The 24,532-nt window shown below is 57.5% G+C and carries 21 protein-coding genes; 9 read left to right on the top strand and 12 right to left on the bottom strand.

Annotation, left to right across the window (positions count from 1 at the left end):
- Positions 1–77: 77 nt before the first annotated feature.
- Genes ACR2TX_RS05825 through ACR2TX_RS05815 form a run of 3 tightly spaced genes read right to left on the bottom strand, consistent with a single transcriptional unit; the run spans position 78 to position 3,426 of the window.
- A complete protein-coding gene (locus ACR2TX_RS05825) occupies positions 78–2,312 on the bottom strand; it encodes a putative bifunctional diguanylate cyclase/phosphodiesterase (RefSeq protein ID WP_434131525.1) in 2,235 nt (744 codons plus the stop codon).
- Positions 2,309–2,554 (bottom strand): GDCCVxC domain-containing (seleno)protein, encoded by a 246-nt coding sequence (locus tag ACR2TX_RS05820; RefSeq protein ID WP_133716367.1) that lies wholly within the window; start codon positions 2,552–2,554, stop codon positions 2,309–2,311. The genes ACR2TX_RS05825 and ACR2TX_RS05820 overlap by 4 nt, the downstream gene beginning before the upstream one ends.
- A gap of 35 nt (positions 2,555–2,589) precedes the next feature.
- Entirely contained in the window at positions 2,590–3,426 is an 837-nt protein-coding gene (locus ACR2TX_RS05815) for a TrmH family RNA methyltransferase (RefSeq protein WP_434131523.1), read from the bottom strand.
- A 158-nt stretch (positions 3,427–3,584) separates the two neighbouring features.
- On the opposite strand from ACR2TX_RS05815, the gene ACR2TX_RS05810 reads away from it, so the two are divergent.
- The 3 genes from ACR2TX_RS05810 (at position 3,585) to ACR2TX_RS05800 (ending at position 4,855) form a co-directional block, all read left to right on the top strand.
- Complete coding sequence (locus ACR2TX_RS05810; protein WP_086134446.1) at positions 3,585–4,136, top strand: rRNA large subunit pseudouridine synthase E; 552 nt, start codon at positions 3,585–3,587, stop codon at positions 4,134–4,136.
- Between the two features lie 116 nt (positions 4,137–4,252).
- Positions 4,253–4,627 carry a 3D domain-containing protein gene (locus ACR2TX_RS05805; protein ID WP_086134445.1) on the top strand — a complete coding sequence of 125 codons (375 nt, stop codon included), beginning with the start codon at positions 4,253–4,255 and terminating at the stop codon, positions 4,625–4,627.
- 84 nt (positions 4,628–4,711) lie between these two features.
- Positions 4,712–4,855, top strand: a complete 144-nt coding sequence (locus ACR2TX_RS05800) for a DUF3309 family protein (RefSeq protein WP_077728224.1) — start codon at positions 4,712–4,714, stop codon at positions 4,853–4,855.
- Between the two features lie 68 nt (positions 4,856–4,923).
- Here the strand turns inward: ACR2TX_RS05800 and ACR2TX_RS05795 are convergent, their stop codons facing one another.
- Entirely contained in the window at positions 4,924–6,378 is a 1,455-nt protein-coding gene (locus ACR2TX_RS05795) for an amidohydrolase family protein (RefSeq protein ID WP_434131520.1), read from the bottom strand.
- 164 nt (positions 6,379–6,542) lie between these two features.
- On the opposite strand from ACR2TX_RS05795, the gene ACR2TX_RS05790 reads away from it, so the two are divergent.
- Positions 6,543–7,202, top strand: a complete 660-nt coding sequence (locus tag ACR2TX_RS05790; RefSeq protein ID WP_086134443.1) for a hypothetical protein — start codon at positions 6,543–6,545, stop codon at positions 7,200–7,202.
- An 852-nt stretch (positions 7,203–8,054) separates the two neighbouring features.
- Here the strand turns inward: ACR2TX_RS05790 and ACR2TX_RS05785 are convergent.
- Positions 8,055–8,375, bottom strand: coding sequence for an RNA recognition motif domain-containing protein (locus tag ACR2TX_RS05785; protein WP_434131519.1), 321 nt, complete (start codon positions 8,373–8,375; stop codon positions 8,055–8,057).
- Between the two features lie 462 nt (positions 8,376–8,837).
- Between ACR2TX_RS05785 and ACR2TX_RS05780 the strand changes: the two genes are divergently transcribed.
- Positions 8,838–9,722, top strand: a complete 885-nt coding sequence (locus ACR2TX_RS05780; RefSeq protein WP_434131517.1) for a DMT family transporter — start codon at positions 8,838–8,840, stop codon at positions 9,720–9,722.
- Here ACR2TX_RS05780 and ACR2TX_RS05775 read toward each other — a convergent pair.
- From ACR2TX_RS05775 to rpmH, 7 genes are all read right to left on the bottom strand, one after another.
- The gene (locus tag ACR2TX_RS05775) at positions 9,705–12,737 is read right to left on the bottom strand and encodes an EAL domain-containing protein (protein WP_156879924.1); all 3,033 of its coding nucleotides are present in this window, start codon (positions 12,735–12,737) and stop codon (positions 9,705–9,707) included. The two genes, ACR2TX_RS05780 and ACR2TX_RS05775, sit on opposite strands and share 18 nt — an antisense overlap.
- Before the next feature lie 124 nt (positions 12,738–12,861).
- The gene (locus ACR2TX_RS05770) at positions 12,862–14,163 is read right to left on the bottom strand and encodes an MFS transporter (protein WP_434131514.1); all 1,302 of its coding nucleotides are present in this window, start codon (positions 14,161–14,163) and stop codon (positions 12,862–12,864) included.
- 109 nt (positions 14,164–14,272) lie between these two features.
- Entirely contained in the window at positions 14,273–15,619 is a 1,347-nt protein-coding gene (gene mnmE, locus ACR2TX_RS05765; RefSeq protein WP_077728217.1) for a tRNA uridine-5-carboxymethylaminomethyl(34) synthesis GTPase MnmE, read from the bottom strand.
- A gap of 124 nt (positions 15,620–15,743) precedes the next feature.
- Complete coding sequence (gene yidC, locus ACR2TX_RS05760) at positions 15,744–17,381, bottom strand: membrane protein insertase YidC (RefSeq protein WP_434131512.1); 1,638 nt, start codon at positions 17,379–17,381, stop codon at positions 15,744–15,746.
- A gap of 2 nt (positions 17,382–17,383) precedes the next feature.
- A complete protein-coding gene (gene yidD / locus ACR2TX_RS05755) occupies positions 17,384–17,608 on the bottom strand; it encodes a membrane protein insertion efficiency factor YidD (RefSeq protein ID WP_077728215.1) in 225 nt (74 codons plus the stop codon).
- Positions 17,563–17,958: a ribonuclease P protein component gene (rnpA, locus tag ACR2TX_RS05750; protein ID WP_077728214.1), complete on the bottom strand. Its 396-nt coding sequence runs from the start codon at positions 17,956–17,958 to the stop codon at positions 17,563–17,565. The genes yidD and rnpA overlap by 46 nt, the downstream gene beginning before the upstream one ends.
- Positions 17,959–17,961: 3 nt before the next feature.
- Complete coding sequence (rpmH, locus tag ACR2TX_RS05745; RefSeq protein WP_077728213.1) at positions 17,962–18,096, bottom strand: 50S ribosomal protein L34; 135 nt, start codon at positions 18,094–18,096, stop codon at positions 17,962–17,964.
- A 184-nt stretch (positions 18,097–18,280) separates the two neighbouring features.
- Between rpmH and dnaA the strand changes: the two genes are divergently transcribed.
- The 4 genes from dnaA (at position 18,281) to gyrB (ending at position 24,367) form a co-directional block, all read left to right on the top strand.
- Positions 18,281–19,606, top strand: coding sequence for a chromosomal replication initiator protein DnaA (gene dnaA / locus ACR2TX_RS05740; protein WP_086134437.1), 1,326 nt, complete (start codon positions 18,281–18,283; stop codon positions 19,604–19,606).
- 73 nt (positions 19,607–19,679) lie between these two features.
- The gene (gene dnaN, locus ACR2TX_RS05735) at positions 19,680–20,783 is read left to right on the top strand and encodes a DNA polymerase III subunit beta (RefSeq protein WP_347257533.1); all 1,104 of its coding nucleotides are present in this window, start codon (positions 19,680–19,682) and stop codon (positions 20,781–20,783) included.
- Positions 20,784–20,864: 81 nt separating this feature from the next.
- Complete coding sequence (gene recF, locus ACR2TX_RS05730) at positions 20,865–21,935, top strand: DNA replication/repair protein RecF (protein WP_133716377.1); 1,071 nt, start codon at positions 20,865–20,867, stop codon at positions 21,933–21,935.
- Between the two features lie 8 nt (positions 21,936–21,943).
- Complete coding sequence (gene gyrB / locus ACR2TX_RS05725; RefSeq protein ID WP_086134435.1) at positions 21,944–24,367, top strand: DNA topoisomerase (ATP-hydrolyzing) subunit B; 2,424 nt, start codon at positions 21,944–21,946, stop codon at positions 24,365–24,367.
- Positions 24,368–24,532: the final 165 nt, after the last annotated feature.

Genomic DNA, 24,532 nt, shown 5'->3' with positions numbered 1-24,532 from the left:
TCAACTGCAAGATTAGAGAATCCTAGAAACGGCCGTCGGACGAGTCCGAGCGTACGGCTGGCGGACCGGCTGCCCGACTATGGGATTCGAGTGTGGCGTGCGGCGTACGGTTCCGGATCCCGGCCGAGAAACGCCTCGAATTCGCCGGCATCGATGGGTTTTTGGAGATAGTATCCTTGGCCGAACCTGCAATAGATGCGCTGCAAGAACGCCAATTGGTCCGCGGTTTCGATGCCTTCGGCCACGGCATCCAAATCGAGGTGCTGAGCCAGGTTGACTATGGCTTCCACGACGGCGGCATCTTGTTGATTGTGCCCGATGCTGCGGATGAAGCTGCGGTCGATTTTCAGTTCGTCGAGCGGCAGTTGTTTGAGATAGGCGAGCGAGGAATATCCGGTCCCGAAATCGTCCAAGGATAAACGCACACCCGCGTCTTTCAGCTGCCGCATCCTCTTCAGCGAGCCTTTGAGATCCTCCATGACGACATTCTCGGTCAGTTCGAGCGCGATCAGGCGAGGATCGACGCCCTGCTGGGCCAGTATCCGCAGGATCGTCTCCACGAGCTGCGGATGGCGGAACTGCACCGGGCTGAGATTGACCGACACGGTGCGGATGTCGGCGAGCAGGCCGCTTTGTTCCCAGCAGCGCAGATATGCGGCCGTTTGCCCGATGATCCACTCGCCGATGGGCAGTATCAGGCGGGATTCCTCGGCGAGGGAAATCAAGTCCGATGGGCCGATGAGCCCCCTTTCCGGATGCAGCCAGCGCATCAGCACTTCCGCGCCCGAAGGCCGGCCGCTGTGCAAATCGAATTGCGGCTGGAAGTGCAGGCGCAATTCGAGCCTGTCGATTGCATCTCGGAGCTCCTGCTCGAGCGCCAGTCTTTGTTGGGCGTTTTTGTGCATCTGCGGATTGTAGAACCGGATGGCGTTTCGGCCATCGTGCTTCGATCGGTACATCGCCATGTCCGCATGCTTGAGCAGATCTTCGCCGTTCCCGTCCGCATCGGGAAAAAGGGCGATGCCTATGCTCGAGGTCACATGATAAGAATGATCCCCCAGCCGATAAGGCTCCTCCAGCGAGGCAAGCACTTTCTCGGCTATTTTCCAGCACTTGTCACGGGCGTTCTCGGGTCTATCCGCCAGCTCGCAGAGCAATATCACGAACTCGTCGCCGCCGTACCGCGCTACGGTGTCCTCGCTGCGAACCAGCGAGACCAGGCGATGGGCTATCTGCTGCAATAGCGTGTCTCCCGCCGAATGGCCCAGCGAGTCATTGATGTTCTTGAAGTTGTCGAGATCCAGGAAGAGCAGCGCGCCGTGCCAGCCGTGCCTTCTCGACGCGGCCAATGCTTGCTCGATCCGAACCTGGACGGAGCGGCGATTCTCCAGCCCGGTAAGCTCATCGAAGAGCGCCAGTCGCTCGGCCTTGGCTTCGGCCGCCATGCGAATCTCGACTTCGTTTTCCGCCTGCCGATAGGTGGAATACATGTTGATCATAAGACCGGTCAGTACACAAACGTAGCTGGCGAATTTGAGCACATGGGCCAGATTGAATTCGAGGTCGAACAGGCCACTCGACAAGGGCATGAAGACGGCTTGGGATTCGAAGCTCACGATCAACGACAGTATCATCCAATGCTCGAAACTGTCGGTCTTCCATCGGCCTTTTCTCAGATAACCGATCAAGGCGAGCAGAAAGAGGATTGCCGGAAAGAATTCCTGGGGGCGAAAAAACGGACTCAACAACACAAAATGATGAGACGGCGGGAGCGGTACGAACGCGAAGAAAAGAAAACTCAGCAACGCGGCCCCGGCAGCCGTCGAATAAACGGTTTTTTCGTCGAATCGGCCGGCTGTGCCGAGTTTCGCCTCGCGGCGCCAAATCCACCCGCTCAACAGCAGCGCCGCAGACAAAAAGAAACGGGATGCCATCCAGCTCCACGGTATCAACGACGATAACGCCGAGGGCAAGCGCTGACTCAGCCACTCCGAGGTCACCAGGGCGTGGTGCCCGTCGAGGAGGCCGGTGCCGAGGAAACCGGTGCCGATAACCAGAAAGGTATTGCTCTTGCGGCTGTAGTAGCGGACCAGGGCCATGGCTCCGACGACGAACGCCAGCAGCGTCGCGACCGTTTCCATAATGGTGTGCAGATGCGCCGAGCCGGTCCACGAATGGCCGCGCAACGCGAGGTAGCCGGCGACGAGAAGCAAGGCCACGAGCCCGTAGCTGAACAGACGGGGCCTGACCGGAATATCGGAGTGGATATTGTTCAAGGCAAAGGACGGTTTAAATTGATTAACTTTAGTCAACTATCGTCGACATGATGGTTCGCCTTGGAGCAACAATCCGGATCGTGGGTTTGTACCGGCGGGCACGGTACGCTGCCGTAGGAGCAGAAGACGCAGCAATGCCCCTGCTTGGGCCTCAGCATCCGTCCGCAGCCGGCGCATTCGTAGAACCACTGGCAGGCATCGACGGGCATTTGTTCCTCCCGCGAAAATCCGCACGCCGGGCAGGTGATGATCGATAAGGTTTTCGGTGGCGTTGTCATAAGTTTTTTCCGCTGGAAACCGCCGACCGGGCGAATCAAGCCGATTTTCTCGGGCGGCTTTTCGGAGTGCCGGCGCCTCTCGATTTTCCACGTGGAGGGTTCGGGCGGCGCGTGGGCCGCGTGGCGTCGGATCGCGGACGCAACGCGTAAGCCAGGATCGCCGCAGTCGCCGACACGTTGAGGGATTGTACCTGGCCGGAGCCCGGCAGGGTCACGACGGCTTCGCAAGCCGCCAGCGTCGCCGTCGGTAGCCCATCTTCCTCGTTGCCGAGAACGACGGCAGCGGGGCGCGGGTCTTGCGTCAGCGTTTCCATGGAAACGCCGCGCCCCAGGGCCGTGCCCACGACGCGGTAATCGCGTCTCAAGCGCTTCAGTGCCTCGGGCAAAGACGTGGCCTTGCGGATTTGCAGGTATTCGAGCCCGCCCTCTGCCACCCGATAGGCCGATTCGGAGAGTCCGGCTTGAGCCGGGTGATCGGAAATCACCAGATTCTGAAATCCGAAAAAAGCCAGCGTGCGGGCGATGGCGCCGAGATTATGAGAATTGCTGACGCCGTCCAGGATGAACAGGGGCTGCCCGCTTTGAGCCCACTGATGGGCTTCCCCGAGATCGAGGGGTGGAATCTGGCGCGGCTTGGCAACCGCGACGATACCGCCGTGCAGCATGGTGCCGGCGATGCGTGCCAACTCCTCGGTGTCGACCATGCGGTAGGGACGACGGAAGCGTGCCATATAGGCGCAGAACTCGCCGACCAGGGGCACCATGTGCTCTTCATAAAAAAACCGCAGTACCCGGTCGGGATCGCGCTTGAATAAGGCGGTAACCGCGGGCAGCCCGGCGATTCTGATCGTCCGCTCGGGCGGGTGGGCCATCGGTTTCTCCGGCTGCGGGCGTTTAGGCGTGCGTACTTGGCGGGGTGAGCGGTCCGAGGGACGCGGCGTTTTCGGTTTGGACACGGAAGGAATTGCATAGTAGTTTCTACGGTTTTCCATTCTACCCATTCCGCACCGTCCGCGGTGAGCCAAGACCCGTGTCCCGTCTGATACTTTTCAATAAGCCCTACGACGTTCTGTCTCAGTTTACCGACCGCGCTCACGACCGCGCGACGCTCGCCGATTACATTCCGCTCAAGAACGTGTACCCCGCCGGTCGGCTGGACCGGGACAGCGAAGGACTTCTCCTGCTGACCGACGACGGCCGCTTGCAGGCGCGCATCGCCGATCCGCGTCATAAGTTGCCTAAGGTTTATTGGGCGCAGGTGGAAGGGGTTCCGGACCAGGCGGCGTTGGAGCGGCTGCGGCGCGGGGTGCTGTTGAAGGACGGTCCGACTCGGCCGGCCAAGGCGCGCGTCATGGAGGAGCCTCCGGGTCTTTGGCCGCGCGATCCTCCGATTCGCTATCGTGCCGCCATTCCGACTTCGTGGATCGAACTGACTTTGCGGGAAGGACGCAATCGTCAGGTACGGCGCATGACCGCGGCGGTTGGATTTCCCACTTTGCGTCTCATTCGCTGGGCAATCGGGCCTTGGACGCTGGGCGACCTCAAGCCGGGAGAATGGCGCGAGGCTGAACCGCCCCGATGAACACCGACCTCGCTTCGATCTTCCCGATCGGCGAGGTGAACCCGAAAGACGAACAAATGTCTACAAGATTATGGCTCCGGAAACGGGCCTGAAGGATTCAATGGAAGATCAACGGTATGGATACGAAGCGCGCATCATTTGGCGCTTTGCTGCTTGTAATAGTGCTATGGCTGGCCGATCCGCTGCAAGCGAAATCCATGACTGTAACTGCCACCGCTTACAATTCCGTCGTTGAGCAAACCGACAGCACACCTCATATCGGCGCCTGCAACAAACCCATTGAATCCAAACGCAACGTCATTGCTGTCTCACGCGATCTTTTCGAGATGGGGCTCAATTGCGGAACGAAGGTTAAAGTCCATGGCATGGGTGAATTCGTCGTGCTGGACCGTATGCACGACAGATGGGAACGGCGAATCGATATTCACATGGGCAAGAAGTTGGGGAAAGCGGTAGCTTGGGGCGAGAGAAAAGTCAGAATCTCGTGGTAGGCTCCGATACCGATCCACGCAAACGAATCCGACCTTCGGCTTTGGCCGTGGAACTTAAGGGATGTTTCTATATGGAGATTTTCGATGGAAACGATTCTACTGATTGTTCTGATCCTGCTGATTTTCGGGCTCCTTCCCACGTGGCCGTACAGTAGAGGATGGGGTTATTACCCGAGCGGCATCGTGGGCATCATTCTGATCATCATCGTATTGATGATTTTGTTGTAATCATCGGACCTTCGGCGAAAAGCGGTACTTGAATCGGGCTTCGGCCGAGCGAGACTCTAAACTGCGGCTCACAACGGTCCTCCCCTGAGCCGCAGCAGGTCGAAAAACTCCCGCCTCGTCTTCGGTCCGTAGCTGGCGAAACTGGGCTCTGGGTGTTCCAGGTACACTTGCTTGATGCCGGCGACGCGGTCGGAAGCGGTGCGCCTTTTTATTTCCTCCGTCGAGACGCCGTAGGGCTTGGCGGCATTCAAGCCGAACACTTTGGTCCGCAATTCCGCAGTAATCTCCGGATAGCCGTGGCGTTCTCTAAGGGGTTCGCCGATCTGGAACGCACGGAAAGCCTGAATCTGGTCTTGGGGGCTGCCGTACCAGATCGAATCGGTTCCCCACAGCACGTTGTTTTCGCCCACGTATTTGAACAGCTTGCCGAGCACATGGGCGGCCTGGCCGGGGTCGCGCATCAGCAGCTTCCAGGTGCTGCCGAGTTCCGCGTAAACATTGCTGTTCGGCGGAATGCCGTTATCCTGGACGCTCTTGATGAGCGAATCCACACCTGCCGAAGCGTTATTGGGATCGTAGCGCCCTTCCTTGCGTTTCGGCTCGTAGCCGGAGTGATAGACGATAAAGGCGACGTCCGGAAAGCGTTTGGCCACCACGCCGATGTCGCGGCAGGTGGAATGCGTATAGTCGAGGCCGAACAGGGGAAGCCCTTTGTGTATGCAAATCACTTTCACGCCCAGACTGCGCGCTTTTTCGATGAAGGGAATCCCGACGTTGGGATCGTCCAGCCAATACCCTTTTCCCGAGGGTCCCCACTGGGTATAGGTTTTCCAGGCGGCGACGCCGTATTTTTCCTTTTGCACGGACATCGCATCGATTTCACCCGGCAGATTGGGACGGACCAAACCGTGGATCAGCAGCCGGTGCGAGCCTTTCAGGGCGTCCACCGTGGCCCGCGTGGCGGCGGCGTCTTCGATGGTCAAGGGATCGTCCCCCGGAGCTGCCGGGACGGCGGAGAGGACCGCCATGGTGGTGTCGCTGTCAAGGAATACTTCTCGGATGAAATGCTCCGCCGAGAAGCACTCGATGGCGCCGTCGCCGCAATCGGATTGCGGAAAGAACCGGAGGCTATACGTCCAGCGATTGGTCGGTTTTCGCCACGGCCCTTCGGGATTCACGTGGTGTCCCTGAATGTCAAAGATGAACTCCTTTCCACCCAAAGCCGCTTGGGCCAGGTCCGGTTCGTAGGCCGCTTCTACCGGAATTTCGTATCGTCCTCCGGTTCGGCCGAAAGCGGCGAATGCCTGATTCATGGCCAGCAGCGTCGTTGCCGCGCCCGATGCCGACTTAAGAAACGCCCGTCGGGTCATGCCGAGCCGTCGCGATACTCTCGAAACCTGTTCGTGGGCTAGCCGTTTCGCAATGACGACCGGGTCGGTCAGCGGCATCGGCAGGTATTCGCCATTGGTGGCGGTATCCAGTTTGACGGGCAAACGTCTACCCTCCGGATCAATAGGCGCCATGAAGTTCTCCTTGCTCGATTCGATTCACCGTTTCGAAATCTACTTATGAGACTTGCGATCAAAACGCTTTGTTTCACCAGAAGGCGATTTCTGCCGTTCGCCCTAAGCTTTGCTTTATCATGCAGAGACAAGTCGAAGATCCATAACGTCCGGGAGACACTTTCATGCCCATCAGATTCACCCTCGCTATCGTCGCGTTGATTCTGCTGCTATTCGGCTGCAGCCGCGACGAGCTTGAATTGAAGTTACAGCTCGACGCGCCGGGCGGTTTGCAGCCGGGAGACGCTGTTGTCATTCGGAACCAGAGCGTGGGCAGGGTCACGGACGTGGAAGCAACAGGGCAAAGCGGTTACGTGGCAAAGCTCGCCATTGAGCCCGGGTTTGCTGCGGAGGTCACTCAGAGCGCCCGTTTCGTAGTGGACGAAGACCCTGATAATTCCGAACGGCGTCGTGTCGAAATTCAGGCGGGGAACGCGGGTGACGCGCCTTTGGCGGATGGTGCCACGGTTCGGGGTTCTGTCAGACAGACGCCGCTTTTTCCTCTGGGGGAAATCTTGCGCAGCTTCACCGAGGGGCTTGGTATTCTTCGCGAGCAGGTGGAGCGCTTCGAGTCCGATATGCGGCGGGTGCCGGAATCGGAGGAGGCACAAAAGCTGCGGGACGAATGGGCACGGTTATTGGGCGAGATACAAAGAGCGCAGGCTGCTACCGAAGAGTCCATCAAGAAGGATTTGTTGCCCAGGCTTCAACAGGAACTACAGCAGCTGGAAGACCAACTGCGGGCTCTTGAAGCAACGCCCGGAAAAAAGCCGCAGACGATATGAGGCCGGAGTCACGGGTTTTTAGGGCATTTCCGGAGCGAAGCGACGCAAAAAACGTCTTCGGAATTCCGTTTCTTGCTCCGACTCATGTCAAGCTTTCGTACATACGAAGGCGTACGTATTTGTCTTGGGGCTATATGCGGGTTTAATGAAGCCACCTGAAACCGGGAGCGCAGGGTTTCGGTTTCAGGTCCGGAACAGTGGACGTTCCGGTAGGGATTAGGATGTTGCGAAGGGACTTAGGGATGTCGCGAGGAACAGGATGTTCCGAACGGAATAAGGATATTCCGTGCAGGATTTGGAACGCGAACGGACTTAAGGATATCGCAGTAGGAAAGGGATGTTCCGAACGGACTCGGGATGTTTCGAAGGGAATCGGGGCATTCTGATCCGGAATTCTTCAGCGGACCAAACTTATTTCTTAGTGACAGCGGATGTCGACCCTGAACAGGGATGTTCCCCCTATGGCTGTCTCGTCGGAAGCGCGCTGGTTTTCCATAAAACGCCGATGCGACTGAGATGTCGCCTATTGTTGGGTTCCTGAGACAACTATAACTGCCGGTCCACCGTATCCCGCGCCGGAGCCGAAGGCCGCTGGTCCGCGGGGATTGTTTTTTCGATCCGACAGTCGACCGACGCTGCTCGGCCTGCGTGGTAAGCCGCAAAAGGCTTGGTACGGTCAAGCTTCGATATTTGCTTGATGGCCTAGGGCGACCGACAAGCGAAAACAATGGTACGCAAGCCCGAAACTGTTTCTGAACCGTTTTAGCGGTCGGCAGAAAGCAGTTCGGGCCAGCGTTGCAGAGCAGGCCGCATCGAAACAACCTGCTCTTGAAGATGTTTCTCGGCTACCGGTTAGTAACCGCGACGCTGACCGCCGAAGCCACCATCGCCACCGCCGCCGCGACGTTGAGTAGAACCGCCACGGTTGTTTTCGCGGGGACGCGCTTCATTGACGGTAATGGAACGGCCGCCGAATTCGGTCTGATTTAATTTATCAATAGCTTCCTGCCCCCCCCGGCTGTCCATCACGACAAAGCCGAAGCCCTTGGATTGTCCGGTAAAGCGATCGGTGATCAGATTAACCGATTGAACCTCGCCATACTGGGAGAACAGCCCACGAAGCTCGTCTTCCGTGGTCTGGAATGATAAGTTGCCTACATAAATATTCTTCATTTGAAAATAACTCCCGCTCCGACACGCGCCGGAACATCAACAAACAAAACCGGCCTCCAAGGCCGAGGACAAACCTACGAGTTACTTCTTGAGGTATGAGGCGAGGACTTCGGGAACAGAGCGAGAACGACGCCGGATCCAGGAAGGAATTACCAAATGCCGCTGAAGGAACGTGTCAGGTTCCCGAACTCTAGCATGAGGATATGGCTTTGCCTATGGTTATTTCTACGAATCCCGCATCGGGCAAAAGTATGTCTGTGCCGGTTATGATTTGATTCGATCCGAGGGAAAATCCGGACGACGATGGTGGATTTGCAATCCGTCCCGTTATCGGGAAACATTCGCTCGATCGAAAGCCTTCATCTCTCATTCGCCCAAGCCCTCAAAACTCTTCATAAAACAGATCCACTCTTGATTTCCAACCATCCCCATCGAACCGCCTGTTGCGCGGAAGGCGGCCGTATGTGGCAAGGACGAATGCGCGGACTGGCCTACATGGTCATTGCCGCTTTCCTGTTTTCGGTGATGGGAGTAGGTGTGTACGGCGCGGCCCTAACCGTCCCTCCGGTTGCTGCGCCTATGGTTAGTTTCATTCGGGTGACGGTGAATCTCGTCATCCTCGTGGCGCCGGCGCTGTGGTTCAAGCAGGGATGGGCGTTATTCGGCGACCGGCGGGCCTCGCTGTGGTTGCGCGGTCTGTTCGGTGCGGTCTCGCTGATGCTCTCGTTCGCGGCTATTCAGCGGATCGGGCCCGGCGAGAGCGCGTTTTTGTCGGCGAGCAGCGGCGTGTTCGTGGCTCTGTTCGGACCCGCCGTTTTATCGCAGCGAAACCCGCTGTCCGTCTGGCTGGCCATATTCGGCTCGCTCGCAGGCCTTTTTCTGCTATTTCAGCCGAGGCTCGGCCCTTCGGACTTTCTCGGGCGGGCTATGGCGTTGGGGTCCGGATTTCTGGCCGCTCTGGCGTACTTGATGGTTGCCCGCGCCGGCCGGAGTAATCCGCCGCAGGCCGTGGTTTTCTATTTCTGCCTGGTCGCCGTGGCGATTCATCTGGTTTATTTCGGAATTTATGGCGTCCTTTGGCCGTCCACGCAGAATGCTTGGGGCTGGGTGATGCTCGCGGGGATTTCCGGCAGCGGTGCCCAGTTGTACATGACGCGAGCCTATCAAATGGCCCCGGCCGCCTTGGTCAGCTCCGTGGGCTACATCGGTCCGGTTATGAGCGTGATTTGGGGCGTGTTGCTGTTCGCGAAGGTCCCCGATCAGAAAGCCCTGGCCGGTTGCACGCTGGTCTTGCTTTGCGGAGTCTTCCTGCCGTTCTCGGCCGTCCGTTCACGTGCCGAGAAATGAGAGGTCGACTGCGTTGGCGGGCACCGGGCGGGGGGCGAAACTGAACTCGGAAGACGGAACCGACTTGCCGAATAAATAACCCTGGCCCAGTTGACACCCTTCTGCGGCGAGAAACGCGTGTTGCGCCGCCGTTTCCACACCCTCTGCGATCAACTCCAGGCGGAGCGAGCGAGCCATTGCCGCAATCGCCCGAATGATCGCATCGTTATTCTCGTGCGGCACATCCATGACGAAGGATTGGTCGATCTTCAGGCGATGCACGGGCAATTGTTTCAGATAACCCAGGCTGGAATAGCCGGTGCCGAAATCGTCGACCGCAAGATTCACGCCGAGTGTGCGCAAGTCTTCGAGAATGCGCAGCGTTTTCTCGGTCTGCTGCATGACGACGGTTTCGGTAATCTCGACCTCCAGATATCGCGCGTCGAGGCCGGTTTCCGCGAGTGTGTGGGAGACGAGTTCGACCAGATCCGAATCGTGTAATTGCTGACTGGAGACATTGACGGCGATTTGCTGGAAGGAAAACCCGTGATCGAGCCAGCTCTTGGCCTGGCGGCACGCTTCGCGAAGCACGAATTCGCCGATTTGGCAGATGATTCCGCTTTCCTCGGCGAGCGGGATGAATTTGGTGGGCGATACCAGACCGATTTCCGGATGGCGCCACCGTACTAGCGCTTCGGCTCCCGATACGGTGCCGTCGAGCAAATTGATTTGGGGTTGATAAAAGACTTCAAGCTCGCCCCGTTTGAGCGCCTGGCGTAATTGGGTTTCCAGCCGCACTTTTTCCAGGACCTCCTGGGTCAGCGATTTGCTGTAGAACTGGAAGCGATTCCGTCCCAGCCGCTTGGCGTGATACATCGCCGCATCGGCATGCCGAATCAGGTCGTCGGTACCTTTCGCATCGTCCGGATAAATGCTGATGCCGATGCTGGGGGTGATGAACAAATCGTGTTCGTCGACACGGACCGGCTCGCTGAGCGCGTTGACCAGCACTTCGGCGAGTATCGCCGCGCACGCCGGGGTCTTGATGTGCTCCTGGGCGATGGCGAATTCGTCGCCCCCCAGTCTGGCTACGGTATCGTTCTCGTGGACGGCGGAAGTCAGTCGCGACGCAATCTCGCACAGCAACTGATCACCCACGGCATGGCCCAGGCTGTCGTTGATGTTCTTGAAACGGTCCAGGTCTATGAATAGGACGGCCACCCGATGTCCTTCGCGATGGGCGTGGGATAAGGCGTGATCCACCCGATCCGTGAACAGCAGGCGGTTGGGCAATTGGGTGAGGACATCGTGGTGCGCGAGTTGGAACAATTGCTTCTCGAATTGCTTGACGCCGCTGATATCCGAAACCACGGCGACATAGTTCAGAATCTGGCCGTCCCGATCGCGAATCGCGCTGACGTTCTCGAGGGCAGGAAAGATTTCGCCGTTCTTGCGCCGGTTCCAGAGCTCGCCGCGCCACTGCCCGGTTGTCCGGATCGCGGCCCAAAGTTCTTTGTAAACAGCGCCGTTGTGTCGTTTGGACTGCCAAAGACGAGGCGTCTTGCCGAGCAAATCGGATTCGGAATAGTCGGTAATCGCGGTAAACGCCCGGTTGACGGCAACGATTCGAGTTTCGGCATCGGTAATGACGATCCCTTCGGTGGTATTTTCGAATGCCGCTTGGGCGAGACGGAGCTCGGTTTCGATCCGTTTTTCCGCGGTTATGTCGCGGGTGATGCCGTCAAGGCGAGTGCGTTCTCCGGCCGCATCGGTAACGGGATAACCCATATCGTGGACCCAACGGATCTCTCCGTCGGCGCGAACGATCCGGTACACGGCATCGAAGTTGGCGCCTTGGAGGAGATCGGCGAATCCGGCATGAACGAACGGGCGGTCGTCCGGGTGAACAACATTCAGCCAGAGTTCCGGATCGGCATAGAATTCCTCCGGTTTATGGCCGTAAATATTTTCGACGACTTTGTTGACGAACAGCACTTTTTCGCCATCCGGAGAGACGCTCCACACGGCATCCCGCATGTTGATCAGAATGCTCTCCAGATGTTCGCGCTCTTGCTCGAGCTGCCGCGTCGATTCCACGACCCGTTGCTCGAGAAGCTCTCCGCGGTTGCGCAGCATGGACTGCGTGGACTTTTGCTCGGCCACCAACGCCGACATGACGTACGTGGTGCCGCCGACGATGAGTATGAAGGCGTCGAGCAGCAGAAAAGAGGCGTTCGTCGGGTACTGGGAAAATGGCCCGATTCCGTTCGCCGTGCTCGCCGCCGCGATCAGAACGTTGAGGGCCAAGGTCGAAGCGATGGCGAGCGGGCCGAAGCGGAAAGCCGCCCAAATGAGAGTGGGAATGGTGAGAAAGACCAACGGATAGTGAGCGGTATCCGGGTGCAGCCATCCGCCGAAGGCATAAAGCCCGGTCAATACTGTCAGCACTGTATGGAGTGCCTGTTCCAAGCTTAAAGCTTCAAGCTTAGAGCGCGCGGCCAACGCCAGAAAAAGCGGGGCCACCACAAGCGCTCCGCTGGCATTGCCCAGCCACCAGGTCCACCATAGATCGCAAATCGGGCGGGATGCATTTGGTTCCAACAGCATCACGCTCAAGCTTCCGATGCCGGCGCTGATAAGAGGAGCAGCCAGCACGCCGAACGTCAAAAAGCGAAATACGTTCCGAACCGTACAAAATATCCGGTCCGAGGGCACGGCGCGGGCGATCCATGCGGCTCCGGCGACGGCCTCGAGCGTGTTGCCGACGGCGATGGGGAATGCGGAAAGCCACGCACCGGTCGTGAGATTGACTGCCAGGGCGCCGAGAAAAACGCCAGGCCACCAGCGTCGGCCGAAGGCGAGACACACAGCCAGGGCGAGGCCGGTCGGAGGCCAGATGGGAGTGACTTTGACGTGGACTGTCGCCAGCAACAGAGCGGATTTCGCCGTCAGAAAATAGGACGCGGCGAAAATGACCAAGCTGAGCGGATAAGTGAGCCGCCCGCTCGTAAGCTTGGGTCGGGAGACGGATGCCATCGTTTTTGAATGTCAGATGCTAAACGAGCCGCGAGGCGGAGTTATCGGCCGAAGACTTTAAACATAACCCGCGATAAATGAAAGCTCGTTTCGCCCGGAAACCAGATTTGGACTTGCCGGGGACTCAGGGGTGTCGTCGTTTACCGGAACGGCGTTTCGGTTTAATGCTGTTCCCCTTGGCGGCAGGCGGTGTTTCGACGATGCGGTGCGGGAAACGATCCATTGTGCGCAAATCGGGAAAGCCGTACATCCAAACTATGGCGACGGCCAGTGTGACCGCTCCCCCGACGATAATGGCGGGAGTGAGGCCGAACCAAGCGGCGGTCAGGCCGGATTCGAATTCGCCCAGTTCGTTCGAAGCGCCGATGAAGACGGAATTGACGGCGCTCACTCGCCCGCGAATCGCGTCGGGCGTTTCGAGCTGGACCAGCATGTGGCGGATGTAAACGCTGACCATGTCACCGGCGCCCAGCAAGAAAAGCGCGGCGAGCGACAAGGGAAAACTCGTCGACAGGCCTAGCACGATGATAGCCGCCCCGAACACAGCGACGCCGCCGAACATCCAGCGTCCGACGTGTCGGGAGATGGGCGCGAAGGCGAGCAACATGGCAGTCAGGGCGGCGCCGGCTCCGGGTGCGGTGCGAAGCAGGCCCAACCCGGTCGGGCCTACGTGCAGAATATCGCTGGCATAGGCCGGCAGTAGCGCCGTGGCGCCGCCGAACAGAACGGCGAACAAATCGAGCGAAATGGCGCCGAATACGGTGGGCCGCGAACGTACGAAGTGCAAGCCGTCCAGAACGGTATGCCAGCTCATGGGTTCGCGGCCGTTGGTCCGCCGGGGAAGGCTGCGCATCGACAGAATCAGGATTGCCGAGAGTCCGAGCAGCACCGACACCGTCGTGTAGACAGTCATGGGCCCCGCAAGATATAGGACGCCGCCGAGTGCCGGACCCGCAATCACCGCCAGTTGAAAGCTCGATGAACTGAGCGCTACGGCATTGCTGAAGCTTTCGGCGGGGACCAGATTGATTACGATCGCCTGGCTGGACGGCATCATGAACGCCCGCGCCGATCCGTAGAGCGCCATGACGGCAAATACCGGCCACACGACCTTTAGGCCAGTTAGGGTGAACCCGATCAGCAATAGGCCGCATAGCATTTCCACGGCATAACAGAGCATGATGATGCGGCGCCGGTCGAAGCGGTCCGCCAGTTGGCCGGCTATCAGCACGAGCGGCACGAAAGGCGCGAACTGGGCGAGCCCTACAAGTCCGAGATCGAGCGCGTCGCCGGTAAGCGCGTAGACTTGCCAACCCACGGCCACGCTTTGCATTTGCACCGCAACGGCGCCGAGAAATCGGGCGCACAGGTAAAGCACGAAATTGCGATGGCGGAGTGCGGACGTTTTGGTCGTGGATAATGACATGTATTCCGGAGAAAGTTGTCAGCGCGCTTGGATGGTTGGGGTCGAGCTTGCGCCGCGGTGGGCGAGCGGAACGCCTTCCGGAGGTTCGGAGCGCGAACTCGACAGCCCGCTACTTGCCGATGCAAAAACTGGCGAAAATCCGGCCTAAAAGGTCTTCGTTCGTGAATTCGCCGGTGATTTCCGATAAGGCGTTTTGAGCTTCGCGAAGGTCTTCGGCGAGGAGTTCGGCGGCGCGGATTTGGAGTTGCGTTTCGGCGTTCTCGATGAGGCTTTCGGCACGGCTTAGCGCATCGAGATGGCGGCGGCGGGCGATGAAAACATCGTTCGCCTCACTGTCGTAGCCCATCGAGGCTTTGAGGTGTTTCCGAAGATGTTCGAGGCCTTCGCCGGTCTTGGCGGATAGATACACGGCGGGACCTTTCCGTTCTTCGATGAAACCGGCCGGTTTTCCGGTGAGATCGATCTTGTTGTAGACGCGGGTGAGCGGGATGTCTGCGGGCAGGCTCTGGAGCAGGGCTTCCCCTTCTTCCGGAGTGCGATCATCGATTAACAGCAATATCCGGTCGGCCTTGTGAATTTCGTCTCGGGCCCGCCTTATGCCTTCGCGTTCGACAATATCCTCGCTCTCCCGCAGACCGGCGGTGTCCACCACGTGCAGGGGCATGCCGTCGATCTGGATATGTTCTCGCAAGGTATCGCGGGTGGTACCTGCGATTTCGGTGACGATGGCGGCTTCACGTCCCGCCAATCGGTTGAGTAGGCTGGATTTTCCGGCATTGGGGCGGCCGGCGATGACAACGGTCATGCCTTCGCGCAATAGACAGCCCTGTTGGGCGGAATGGCGGATATGCCGGAGCGTCGCCGAGAGGTCTGCGAGCTTTTCGGCAATACGGCCTTCGGACAGGAAATCGATGTCTTCGTCGACGAAGTCGATCGACGCTTCCACGTACTGCCTCAGTTCGATCAGGGCTTCGACGAGTTGGTGGATGCGGATCGAGAACTCGCCCTGGAGAGAGCGCTGCGCGGACCGGGCGGCCTGCTCTGTGGTGCTTTCGATCAAATCGGCGATGGCCTCCGCCTGGGCAAGGTCGATCCTGTCGTTGAGGAACGCCCGTTCGGTGAATTCTCCCGGGCGCGCCAGCCGAACGCCTGAGGCCAGGACGCGACGCAGCAGCAAATCGAGGACGACCGGACCGCCGTGCGCGTGCAACTCGAGGACGTCTTCGCCAGTAAAAGAATGGGGTGACGGAAAGTACAGGGCTAATCCGGTATCGAGGACCGAACCATCCAAATCATAGAAATGACCGTAGTGGGCGTAGCGCGGCTCAAGTTCTTTGCGTAGCAGCGCGCGCATCAGTGTGGGGACAGCGTTGCCGGAGATGCGGATTACGCCGATGCCGCCCCGGCCGGGAGGCGTGGCAATGGCGCCTATGGTGTCGCGAGATAATGTGTTCATGGGGTGGATTCCGGAACAAGCATTCGTTCCGGATCAAAGCAGAGAAGCCGGCGTATCGCATCGTCGCAAGGCGAAAGGTGCGCGGCAGGGGTGCGGAGCCAGCCCTGCCGCGCGAGAGATCGCGCTAGGCGTGTACGTTCCTTTCGATCTGCCGGGTGATATGCCACTGCTGGAGGATGGACAGAATGTTGTTGACCACCCAGTAGAGCACGAGTCCGGACGGGAAAAAGGCGAAGAAGCCGGTGAATATGACCGGGAAGAACTGCATCACCTTGGCTTGTACCGGATCGGCCGGTGGCGGATTGAGCTTCTGCTGGATGAACATGGAGACGCCCATGATCAGCGGAAGAATGAAATAGGGGTCCTTGGCGGACAGGTCGTTCAGCCAAAGGGCGAACGGCGCCTGACGCATTTCCACGCTTTCGATGAGAACCCAATACAGGGCGATGAACACGGGGATCTGGACCAGGATCGGCAAACAGCCGCCCAGCGGGTTGACCTTTTCCTTCCGATACAGCTCCATCATCGCCATGTTGAACTTCTGCTTGTCGTCGGCATGACGCTCCTTCAGCTGTTGAAGCTTCGGCTGGAGCTTCCGCATTCTGGCCATGGAGCGATAGCTGGCTTGCGACAGCTTATAGAACAGGGCCTTGAGCGTGATGGTGACGAACACGATCGCCCATCCCCAATTGTTGAAAATTTTGTGGAACTGTTCCAGGAGCCAGAAAATGGGTTTGGCGACAATGGTCAGCCCGCCGTAATCCACCGTCAGGTCCAGGCCCGGTGCCGTTTGCTCCAACACTCGCTGGAGTTTGGGGCCGGCGAACAAATTAGCCTTGAAGACTTTCTCTTCGCCCGGTTTGACCTCGAGCATGGGCGAATAGGTTCCGATGACGAAATGATTGTCGGAGAGGGCTTTGGTGTAAAAACTATGCTCTTCGCCGGCCAGCGGAATCCACGCCGCCAGGAAGTAATGCTGAATCATGGCGATCCAGCCGTCTTTGGCTTTCCGATTCAGGTTCGAATCCGCCATGTCGTCGAACGTGATCTTTTCGTACTTTTCTTCCGGAGTGTATAGTACGCCGCCGGTATAGGTCCGGACGAAAGCGTCCTGATCCTTGCTTTCGGGATTCTTCCGCTGCAACTGAACGTATTGACGCCCTTTCCATTCGGCTCCGGATTGATTGTTGACCTGCTGCTCCAGTTCGATCAGATAGCTGCCTTTGGTGAAGACCAAGGTCTTGATAATCTTGATTCCTTTGTCATTGCTCCACGTGAAAGGTATGCGGAGGGTGTCTTGGCCTTCCGCCAGCGTGTAGATATTGGCTTCAGCTTGCCATGTGCTGTGATGGGTGGGCGACAGGGCCTGTTCTCCCAGGAATCCGCTCTGCGCGATGAAAAAGTTGTTCTCATCGTTGAGCAGCCGTACTGGCTGGTCGGGCTGGTCCTTGCTCTGGGGATACTCGAGCAGATCGAGTATGCGCAGGTCGCCGCCCTTGGTGTCGATCTCTGCTCGTATGACATCCGTGGTGACGGTGACGCGCTGACGCTCGACGCTCGGAGCAGCGGACGGTTCAGGCGTCTTGGCGACGTCGTCGACGTCGCGAGCTGACTCGGGTACGTCACCTGCGACGTCCGGCGTAGTCGACCCGGATTGCGCCGTGGGCTCGGGCTTAGGCCCGTAATCCAGCTGCCATTGCTGCCACAGCATGAAGCTGAGAAATATAAAGAAGACGAAGAGAACGAACCTTAAATTATCCATTCTTATTTTCCGAATTGTTCTGGGACGGGATCAATACCGCCTTTGTGCCAAGGGTGGCATCTCAGCAGTCGCCTTGCGGCAAGATAGGAGCCCCGCAGAGATCCGAACCGCTGGATGGCGGTCAGGGCATAGCTGGAGCATGTCGGGTGGAAACGGCAATGCTGCCCCACCCAAGGGCTAATCAGGTACTGATAGAGTTTGATGAGGAAGACCAAGATGGCTTGCATCGCCTCACCAGGTTTTCCCAGTGCTTATGCAATGAGCTTCGGATTGTGTCATGGTCTGCCTGAATTGCGGCGCTGCGCGCCATTACCACAAAATCGACTCCGCCGAGCAGCGACTGCTGCAGGCGGAAGCTTTCGCGGATGAGGCGCTTGATGCGGTTGCGATCGGCGGCGTTACGGATTTGTCGTCTGGCGATAGCCAACCCGAGGCGCGGATAATCCCTACCGTTGGTTCGCGCGAGCACGGTTAAGTATTGGTCTGCGGACTTGCAGGGCTGCTCGAAAACGCGCTGGAAATCGGCGGCGGTACTTAAGCGGCGCGTTCGGGGGAAGCCGTAGCTAGGCGACGCCAAACGTCAGACGGTAAGCCGTTTACGACCTTTCGCGCGGCGCGCACTCAAAACCAAACGTCCGCCACGGGTTTTCATGCGCGCACGAAAGCCGTGGGTCCGGACACGCTTTATCTTGCTGGGCTGATAGGTTCTTTTCATGGTGTACCTGTTGAATTCCGCAAAGAAAATACAAAGCTGTGCATGCTAATTCACAGGCGATACGGTGTCAATGCTGTGGATAAGTCGGCTGTTGCGGTATGATACTGAATTCCGTTAAAGCGCTCACGCATTTATCGCCTATGCCTTATGTCCTATTCCTCGAGCACAATAAGGGAGCTGCACAATGAGCGCGCTGTGGAATCAGTGCATGAGCAAGCTGGAAGGAGAATTGCCCCCGCAGCAGTTCAATACCTGGATCAGGCCCCTGCAAGCCGTCGAAAATGGTTCGGAGTTGAAGCTCTTGGCTCCCAACCGCTTTGTGCTCGATTGGGTAAAGCAGCATTTTATCGGCAAGATCGAAGAAGTTCTATCTGACCAGAAGATCCAGCCGCCACCCCATGTCGTTCTGGAAATCGGCACGCGAAAGCAGCAAGAAGCGTCTCCCGTCGCGCCGGCGATCAAGAGGCCGGCCGGTGTCAAGAAAGGCCTTCCCAACAATCTCAACACGGCTTTTACCTTCGATAATTTCGTCGAGGGCAAATCCAACCAGCTGGCCAAGGCCGCGTCGATTCAAGTGGCGCAGAACGTCGGACGGGCCTACAACCCCCTCTTTATTTACGGCGGTGTGGGTCTGGGGAAGACCCATCTTATGCACGCTATCGGAAATGAAATTCTAAGGGCGAACTCCTCGGCAAACATCGTCTATTTGCATTCGGAGCGCTTCGTTTCCGACATGGTCAAGGCCTTGCAGCATAATGCGATCGGCGCCTTCAAGGAGTATTACCGGACGGTCGATGCCTTGTTGATCGACGATATTCAGTTTTTTGCCGGCAAGGAACGCTCCCAGGAGGAGTTCTTTCACACATTTAACAGCCTTCTGGAAAACAAGCATCAGGTGGTCCTGACCTGCGACCGCTATCCCAAGGAAATCAAAGGCCTAGAGGAACGGTTAAAGTCGCGTTTCGGGTGGGGGCTTCCGGTGGCCATCGAGCCGCCGGATCTGGAAACCCGCGTGGCCATCCTGATGAGCAAAGCGCAGCACGCCGGCGCCGATCTGTCGCCGGAAGTGGCTTTCTTCATCGGTAAGCGAATTCGCTCGAACATTCGCGAACTGGAAGGCGCTTTGCGGCGCGTCATCGCCAATGCTCACTTCACCGGTAAGCCGATTACGCTGGAGTTTGCGAAAGAGGCCTTGCGCGATTTAATCGCGCTTCAGGACCGGATGATCAACGTCGAGAACATCCAGAAGACGGTTGCGGAATACTACAAGATCCGGGTGGCCGATCTCTTGGCCAACAAACGCACCCGCTCGGTGACGCGTCCTCGTCAAATCGCCATGGCATTGGCCAAGGAGCTGACCAATCACAGTTTGCCGGAAATCGGGCAGCAGTTCGGCGGACGGGACCACACCACGGTCTTGCACGCCTGCCGCAAGGTTCAGGAGTTAAAGGAAAGCGACAGCAAATTCGCCGAAGACTACTCGAATCTCATGCGCACATTATCGAACTAGACTTGATGGATCGGCAGTTTGAGAAGTCGGCTTTTTTCGTTCAACGAGTTCCGCATCAACATATGACCTTACTATGAAGTTCACCATAAGCCGGGAGAATTTGCTGACGCCCTTGCAACAGGTTGTCGGCGTCATCGAGCGACGCCAAACCTTGCCCATTCTGTCCAACGTTCTTTTGAAGCTGTCCGATGAGGCTTTGGAGTTGACGGGCACGGATTTGGAAGTGCAGTTGGTCACCAAGGCCGTGGTTGAAGGCAGCGATTCGGGTTCGGTTACGGTGCCGGCGCGTAAGTTCTTGGATATTTGCCGCCTTTTACCGGAAAAAAGCGTGGTGAACATCGATTGCCGGCAGGAGAAATTCGTTATCCAGTGCGGGTCCAGCCGATTCAACCTGAGTACTCTACCCGCGGAAAACTATCCGGAATTCGATGCGGGAACACCGGAGATAGAGGTCTCCATTCCGCGCAATTGCTTGAGACGCGCGCTCGAAAAGACCCTCTTTGCTATGGCGCAACAGGATGTCCGTTATTATCTGAACGGATTATTGCTGGATTTGGGCGGCCAAGTGCTGCGGGCGGTTTCTTCCGACGGACACCGTCTCGCTTTTTTTGAGCAGTCGCTGGAAAGTGGTCCGGAGGAAGGCCGGCAGATCATCGTTCCGAGAAAAGGCGTTCTGGAATTGAATCGGTTGTTGGGCGAAGGCGAGGAACCGGTAACAGTTCAAGTTGCACCGAACAATCTGCGTGTCGATTTGGGGACGGTCAGCTTTGCGGCCAAGCTGATCGAAGGGAGGTTTCCCGACTATCAGCGTGTCATGCCACGCGAGCTGACGCGAGTCATTTTGGTAGACAAGGCTGCTTTCAAAGGGGCTTTGACGCGCGTCTCGGTATTGTCGAACGAGAAGTACCGGGGCGTTAGCATGGAAGTGAGCGAAGACGGCAATATGTGCCTCAAGGCCCAGAATCCTGAGCATGAAGAAGCGGAAGAAAGGTTCGCCGTCGAACTGGAAGGCAAGGATATTTCGGTCGGTTTCAATGCGTCTTATCTTTTGGACGCTATCAACAACGTGGATTCCGATAACGTTAAATTGTCGTTCACCGAGAGTGCCAACAGCTGCCTAATCGAGGATTGCGAGGATACGCAGTTCAAATTCATCGTTATGCCCATGCGTCTGTAGCGTGGGGCATTTTTCGCTAGCCGGATATGGCGCGATTACGGGCTGATCCGTGCCTCAAGTCGTGGATGAGCGAGGACGCGTATGAGTCTGGTCAAGATTGAGGCCCATGATGTACGCAACATTGAATCCGCTGCGCTAGAGCCATCCCCGCGCCTCAACTTCATCATCGGACCCAATGCCAGCGGAAAGACCTCCTTGCTCGAGGCGGTTTATTTGTTGGGGCGAGCGCGTTCGTTTCGTACGCCCCAAATCAGTCAGGCGATCCGCTTTGGGCGAAGCGGATTAATGGTGACCGGAAAAGTTACGAGCGATACCGGCCACACGATTCCGATCGGAATTCGCATCGCTCGCGATGAGCGGGAGATCCATCTTTCGGGCAGGAAGATCCAATCCAGTGCCGAACTGATCCGTACATTTCCGGTCCTCGTCATTCAGCCTTCGAGCGGCGCTTTATTGGAGGGCGCTCCGAAGCATCGCCGCCAATTTCTCGACTGGGGAGTGTTTCACTTTGAAGAGTCGTATCTCGATTGCTGGCGACGCTACGCCAAGGCGTTGAGCCAGCGCAATATCCTGCTGCGGGAAAGGCGACTTCGCGACATTGAGCTATGGAACCGGGAGCTTGCGCGGTACGGTACAATAATACATGGTGCGCGCGAACGCTATACGGAGAGGCTTATGCCCTATTTTTTTCAAGCTGCCGCGCAGTTTTTTGCGGGCGTTAAGCTTGATTTGCACGTGCAATCGGGGTGGAACAGGAACAAGACTCTGGAAGCGGCGTTGCAGGAGGATGTCGCCTCGGACATTCGCCTCGGACATACTCAATCGGGTCCCCACAAAGCCGACTTCTCCATCGTGCTGGACGGTCGTTCGGCAAAAGCGTATCTCTCCCGCGGTCAAATGAAACTTTTGGTTTACGCGCTTTTGCTGGCCCAGTCCCTTCTGATGGAAGAGAGCGCCGGCATGAGTGCGTGCGTGCTGGTTGATGACGTGGCGTCCGAATTGGACGAAAACAACAAGAATAGACTTCTCGGTTTTTTGAAGGAGCGGCGGACCCAGTTTTTCATTACCGCCACCACGGAGGAAATGATCAAAGAGGCCATCAACGACGCCGCTGTGTTCCACGTGGAACATGGGCAAGTAAAGCAAGCGTGAATTAAGAAATGAGCATGACCAAACTCGCGAAAGATTATGACAGCTCCGCCATTAAGGTCCTGAAAGGTCTTGATGCCGTCCGCAAACGCCCTGGTATGTACATCGGCGATACCGATGACGGTTCGGGGCTTCACCATATGGTATTCGAGGTCGTGGATAATTCGATCGACGAAGCCTTGGCCGGCCACTGCAAGACGGTCCGAGTTATCGTCCACAGCGACGAATCTGTGACCGTGACGGACGATGGCCGAGGAATTCCCGTCGACATCCACGAAGAAGAGGGACGCTCTGCCGCCGAGGTTATCATGACCGTCCTGCATGCCGGAGGAAAATTCGACGACAATGCCTATAAAGTTTCCGGTGGGCTTCACGGTGTCGGCGTATCCGTCGTAAACGCATTGTCTGAGCATCTGGTCCTGGAAATTCAGCGCGGGGGCAAGCGTTACCGACAGGAGTATCGTGACGGCGTGCCGCAGGCTCCGCTGTCCGCTGTCGGCGATGCGAACGGGACCGGCACGACCATCCGCTTCAAGCCCAGCCCCATCATTTTCACCAACATCGAGTTTCATTACGAAGTTCTGGCCAAGCGCCTCCGTGAACTGTCGTTCCTGAATTCCGGAGTTCGGATTTCTCTGGAGGACGAGCGTACGGGGAAGAGCGATGTCTTCGAGTTCGAGGGCGGTATACGCGCCTTTGTCGAACATCTCAACAAGAACAAGACGCCGCTTTTCGATAAGGTGTTCTACTTCCAAACGGAAAAGGACGGTACCGGGGTCGAGGTCGCCATGCAATGGAACGACTCGTACCAGGAAAACATTTTCTGTTTCACTAACAACATCCCGCAGCGAGACGGCGGGACCCATCTCGCGGGCTTCCGCGCAGCGCTTACGCGGACCCTCAATCAATACATCGAAGATCAAGGCTTGCTGAAAAAGCAGAAGATCGCCACCTCGGGCGACGATGCGCGGGAAGGGTTGACGGCGGTACTCTCGGTAAAGGTTCCAGATCCCAAGTTTTCGTCCCAGACTAAGGACAAGCTCGTCTCGTCTGAGGTCAAGCCAGTGGTCGAATCGGCCATGGGTGAAAAGTTTCAGGAATTTCTGCTGGAAAATCCGCCGGTCGCCCGCCTGATCGCAAATAAGATGATCGATGCCGCTCGTGCGCGGGAGGCGGCTCGTAAAGCCAGGGAAATGACGCGAAGGAAAACTGCGCTGGATATCGCGGGACTTCCCGGCAAGCTGGCCGACTGCCAGGAGCGCGATCCGACTTTGTCGGAACTGTTCATCGTCGAGGGCGACTCTGCGGGTGGCTCGGCCAAGCAGGGTCGAGACCGCCGCACGCAGGCGATACTTCCGCTCAAGGGCAAGATTCTCAATGTGGAGCGGGCACGGTTCGACAAAATGCTCTCTTCGGAGGAGGTCGGTACCCTGATCACTGCGCTGGGTTGCGGCATCGGGCGGGAGGAATATGACCCGAACAAGCTGCGTTATCATCGCATCATCATCATGACGGATGCTGACATCGACGGATCTCACATACGGACGCTTCTTTTAACTTTCTTCTATCGTCAAATGCCGGAACTGATCGAGCGCGGCCATATCTACATCGCTCAACCCCCGCTCTACAAGGTCAAGAAAGGCAAACAGGAGCAGTATGTAAAGGACGATACGGAGCTCGATAACTATTTATTGCAATTGGCGCTCGAAAAGACCCGTCTGCATATCGATGAAACGACACCCCCAATACAAGGGCAGGGGTTGGAGCAGCTCGCGAGGGAATACCTGAATGTTCAGGCCCTGATCGAGCGCCTCGCCCATCGCTATGACGAGAGTTTGCTCAATCTTCTAGTTGAATATCCGGTTTTGGACGCCGCGACGATTGCTGATCGCGCGGCGTGCGAGGCGTGGTTTGCCGGTTTGGTCGCACGGTTGAATGCCCGCGATCGCAGTGCAAGCTTTACTATAGATCTGGATTTTGCGAATCAGGCCGACGGGTTTAGGGCGCATGTCAGCAAGCGGCTGCACGGCGTTCACAAGACCTTCGATATCGGCGCAGGATTTTTCAGCGGCGGCGATTACAAGCGTCTCACCACGTTCGGTCAGAAAGTGGACGGACTATTTGGTGAAAATTCGTTTATCGCCAGTGACGACAAACGGGAGCGCGTGCGGAACTTTAAGGAAGCCTTCCAGTGGATGATGACGGAAGCGAAGAGAGGTCAACATATCCAGCGTTATAAAGGACTTGGCGAGATGAATCCCGAGCAGCTTTGGGAGACGACATTGGATTCGAATACTCGCCGTTTGCTTCAGGTGAAGATCGAGGATGCGATAGCGGCCGACGAGGTCTTTTCGACGCTCATGGGCGATCAGGTCGAGCCACGACGCGATTTTATCGAGAAGAACGCGCTGGAAGTCGCGAACTTGGACGTTTGATGCGGATCGTCTTACAGGCTAGAGATCGGAACCCTTCGGCGGTTCGAAAAGGCTCCTAACCAGGAGCCTTTTTTTTGGGATACTGCAATTACTCATTAGAGCCTCGGAAACATCATTCGAGGGAGCTTGATCCGTCCGAGTTAAACAGTTTGTTCCACGTGGAAC

Origin of the sequence: Methylocaldum sp. GT1BB (genome assembly GCF_051027545.1) — a bacterium.
Classification (GTDB): domain Bacteria; phylum Pseudomonadota; class Gammaproteobacteria; order Methylococcales; family Methylococcaceae; genus Methylocaldum.
This window is presented reverse-complemented; position numbering and strand designations above follow the sequence as displayed.

What these genes read in the sequence shown, in the direction of transcription:
- dnaN (WP_347257533.1), top strand. Translation starts at nt 19,680, where the DNA reads ATGAAGTTCACCATAAGCCGGGAGAATTTGCTGACGCCCTTGCAACAG.
- mnmE (WP_077728217.1), bottom strand. Translation starts at nt 15,619, where the DNA reads ATGAACACATTATCTCGCGACACCATAGGCGCCATTGCCACGCCTCCC.
- gyrB (WP_086134435.1), top strand. Translation starts at nt 21,944, where the DNA reads ATGAGCATGACCAAACTCGCGAAAGATTATGACAGCTCCGCCATTAAG.
- yidC (WP_434131512.1), bottom strand. Translation starts at nt 17,381, where the DNA reads ATGGATAATTTAAGGTTCGTTCTCTTCGTCTTCTTTATATTTCTCAGC.
- ACR2TX_RS05780 (WP_434131517.1), top strand. Translation starts at nt 8,838, where the DNA reads ATGTGGCAAGGACGAATGCGCGGACTGGCCTACATGGTCATTGCCGCT.
- ACR2TX_RS05785 (WP_434131519.1), bottom strand. Translation starts at nt 8,375, where the DNA reads ATGAAGAATATTTATGTAGGCAACTTATCATTCCAGACCACGGAAGAC.
- yidD (WP_077728215.1), bottom strand. Translation starts at nt 17,608, where the DNA reads ATGCAAGCCATCTTGGTCTTCCTCATCAAACTCTATCAGTACCTGATT.
- rpmH (WP_077728213.1), bottom strand. Translation starts at nt 18,096, where the DNA reads ATGAAAAGAACCTATCAGCCCAGCAAGATAAAGCGTGTCCGGACCCAC.
- dnaA (WP_086134437.1), top strand. Translation starts at nt 18,281, where the DNA reads ATGAGCGCGCTGTGGAATCAGTGCATGAGCAAGCTGGAAGGAGAATTG.
- ACR2TX_RS05770 (WP_434131514.1), bottom strand. Translation starts at nt 14,163, where the DNA reads ATGTCATTATCCACGACCAAAACGTCCGCACTCCGCCATCGCAATTTC.
- ACR2TX_RS05805 (WP_086134445.1), top strand. Translation starts at nt 4,253, where the DNA reads ATGGATACGAAGCGCGCATCATTTGGCGCTTTGCTGCTTGTAATAGTG.
- ACR2TX_RS05800 (WP_077728224.1), top strand. Translation starts at nt 4,712, where the DNA reads ATGGAAACGATTCTACTGATTGTTCTGATCCTGCTGATTTTCGGGCTC.
- recF (WP_133716377.1), top strand. Translation starts at nt 20,865, where the DNA reads ATGAGTCTGGTCAAGATTGAGGCCCATGATGTACGCAACATTGAATCC.
- ACR2TX_RS05790 (WP_086134443.1), top strand. Translation starts at nt 6,543, where the DNA reads ATGCCCATCAGATTCACCCTCGCTATCGTCGCGTTGATTCTGCTGCTA.
- ACR2TX_RS05820 (WP_133716367.1), bottom strand. Translation starts at nt 2,554, where the DNA reads ATGACAACGCCACCGAAAACCTTATCGATCATCACCTGCCCGGCGTGC.
- ACR2TX_RS05795 (WP_434131520.1), bottom strand. Translation starts at nt 6,378, where the DNA reads ATGGCGCCTATTGATCCGGAGGGTAGACGTTTGCCCGTCAAACTGGAT.
- ACR2TX_RS05815 (WP_434131523.1), bottom strand. Translation starts at nt 3,426, where the DNA reads ATGGCCCACCCGCCCGAGCGGACGATCAGAATCGCCGGGCTGCCCGCG.
- ACR2TX_RS05775 (WP_156879924.1), bottom strand. Translation starts at nt 12,737, where the DNA reads ATGGCATCCGTCTCCCGACCCAAGCTTACGAGCGGGCGGCTCACTTAT.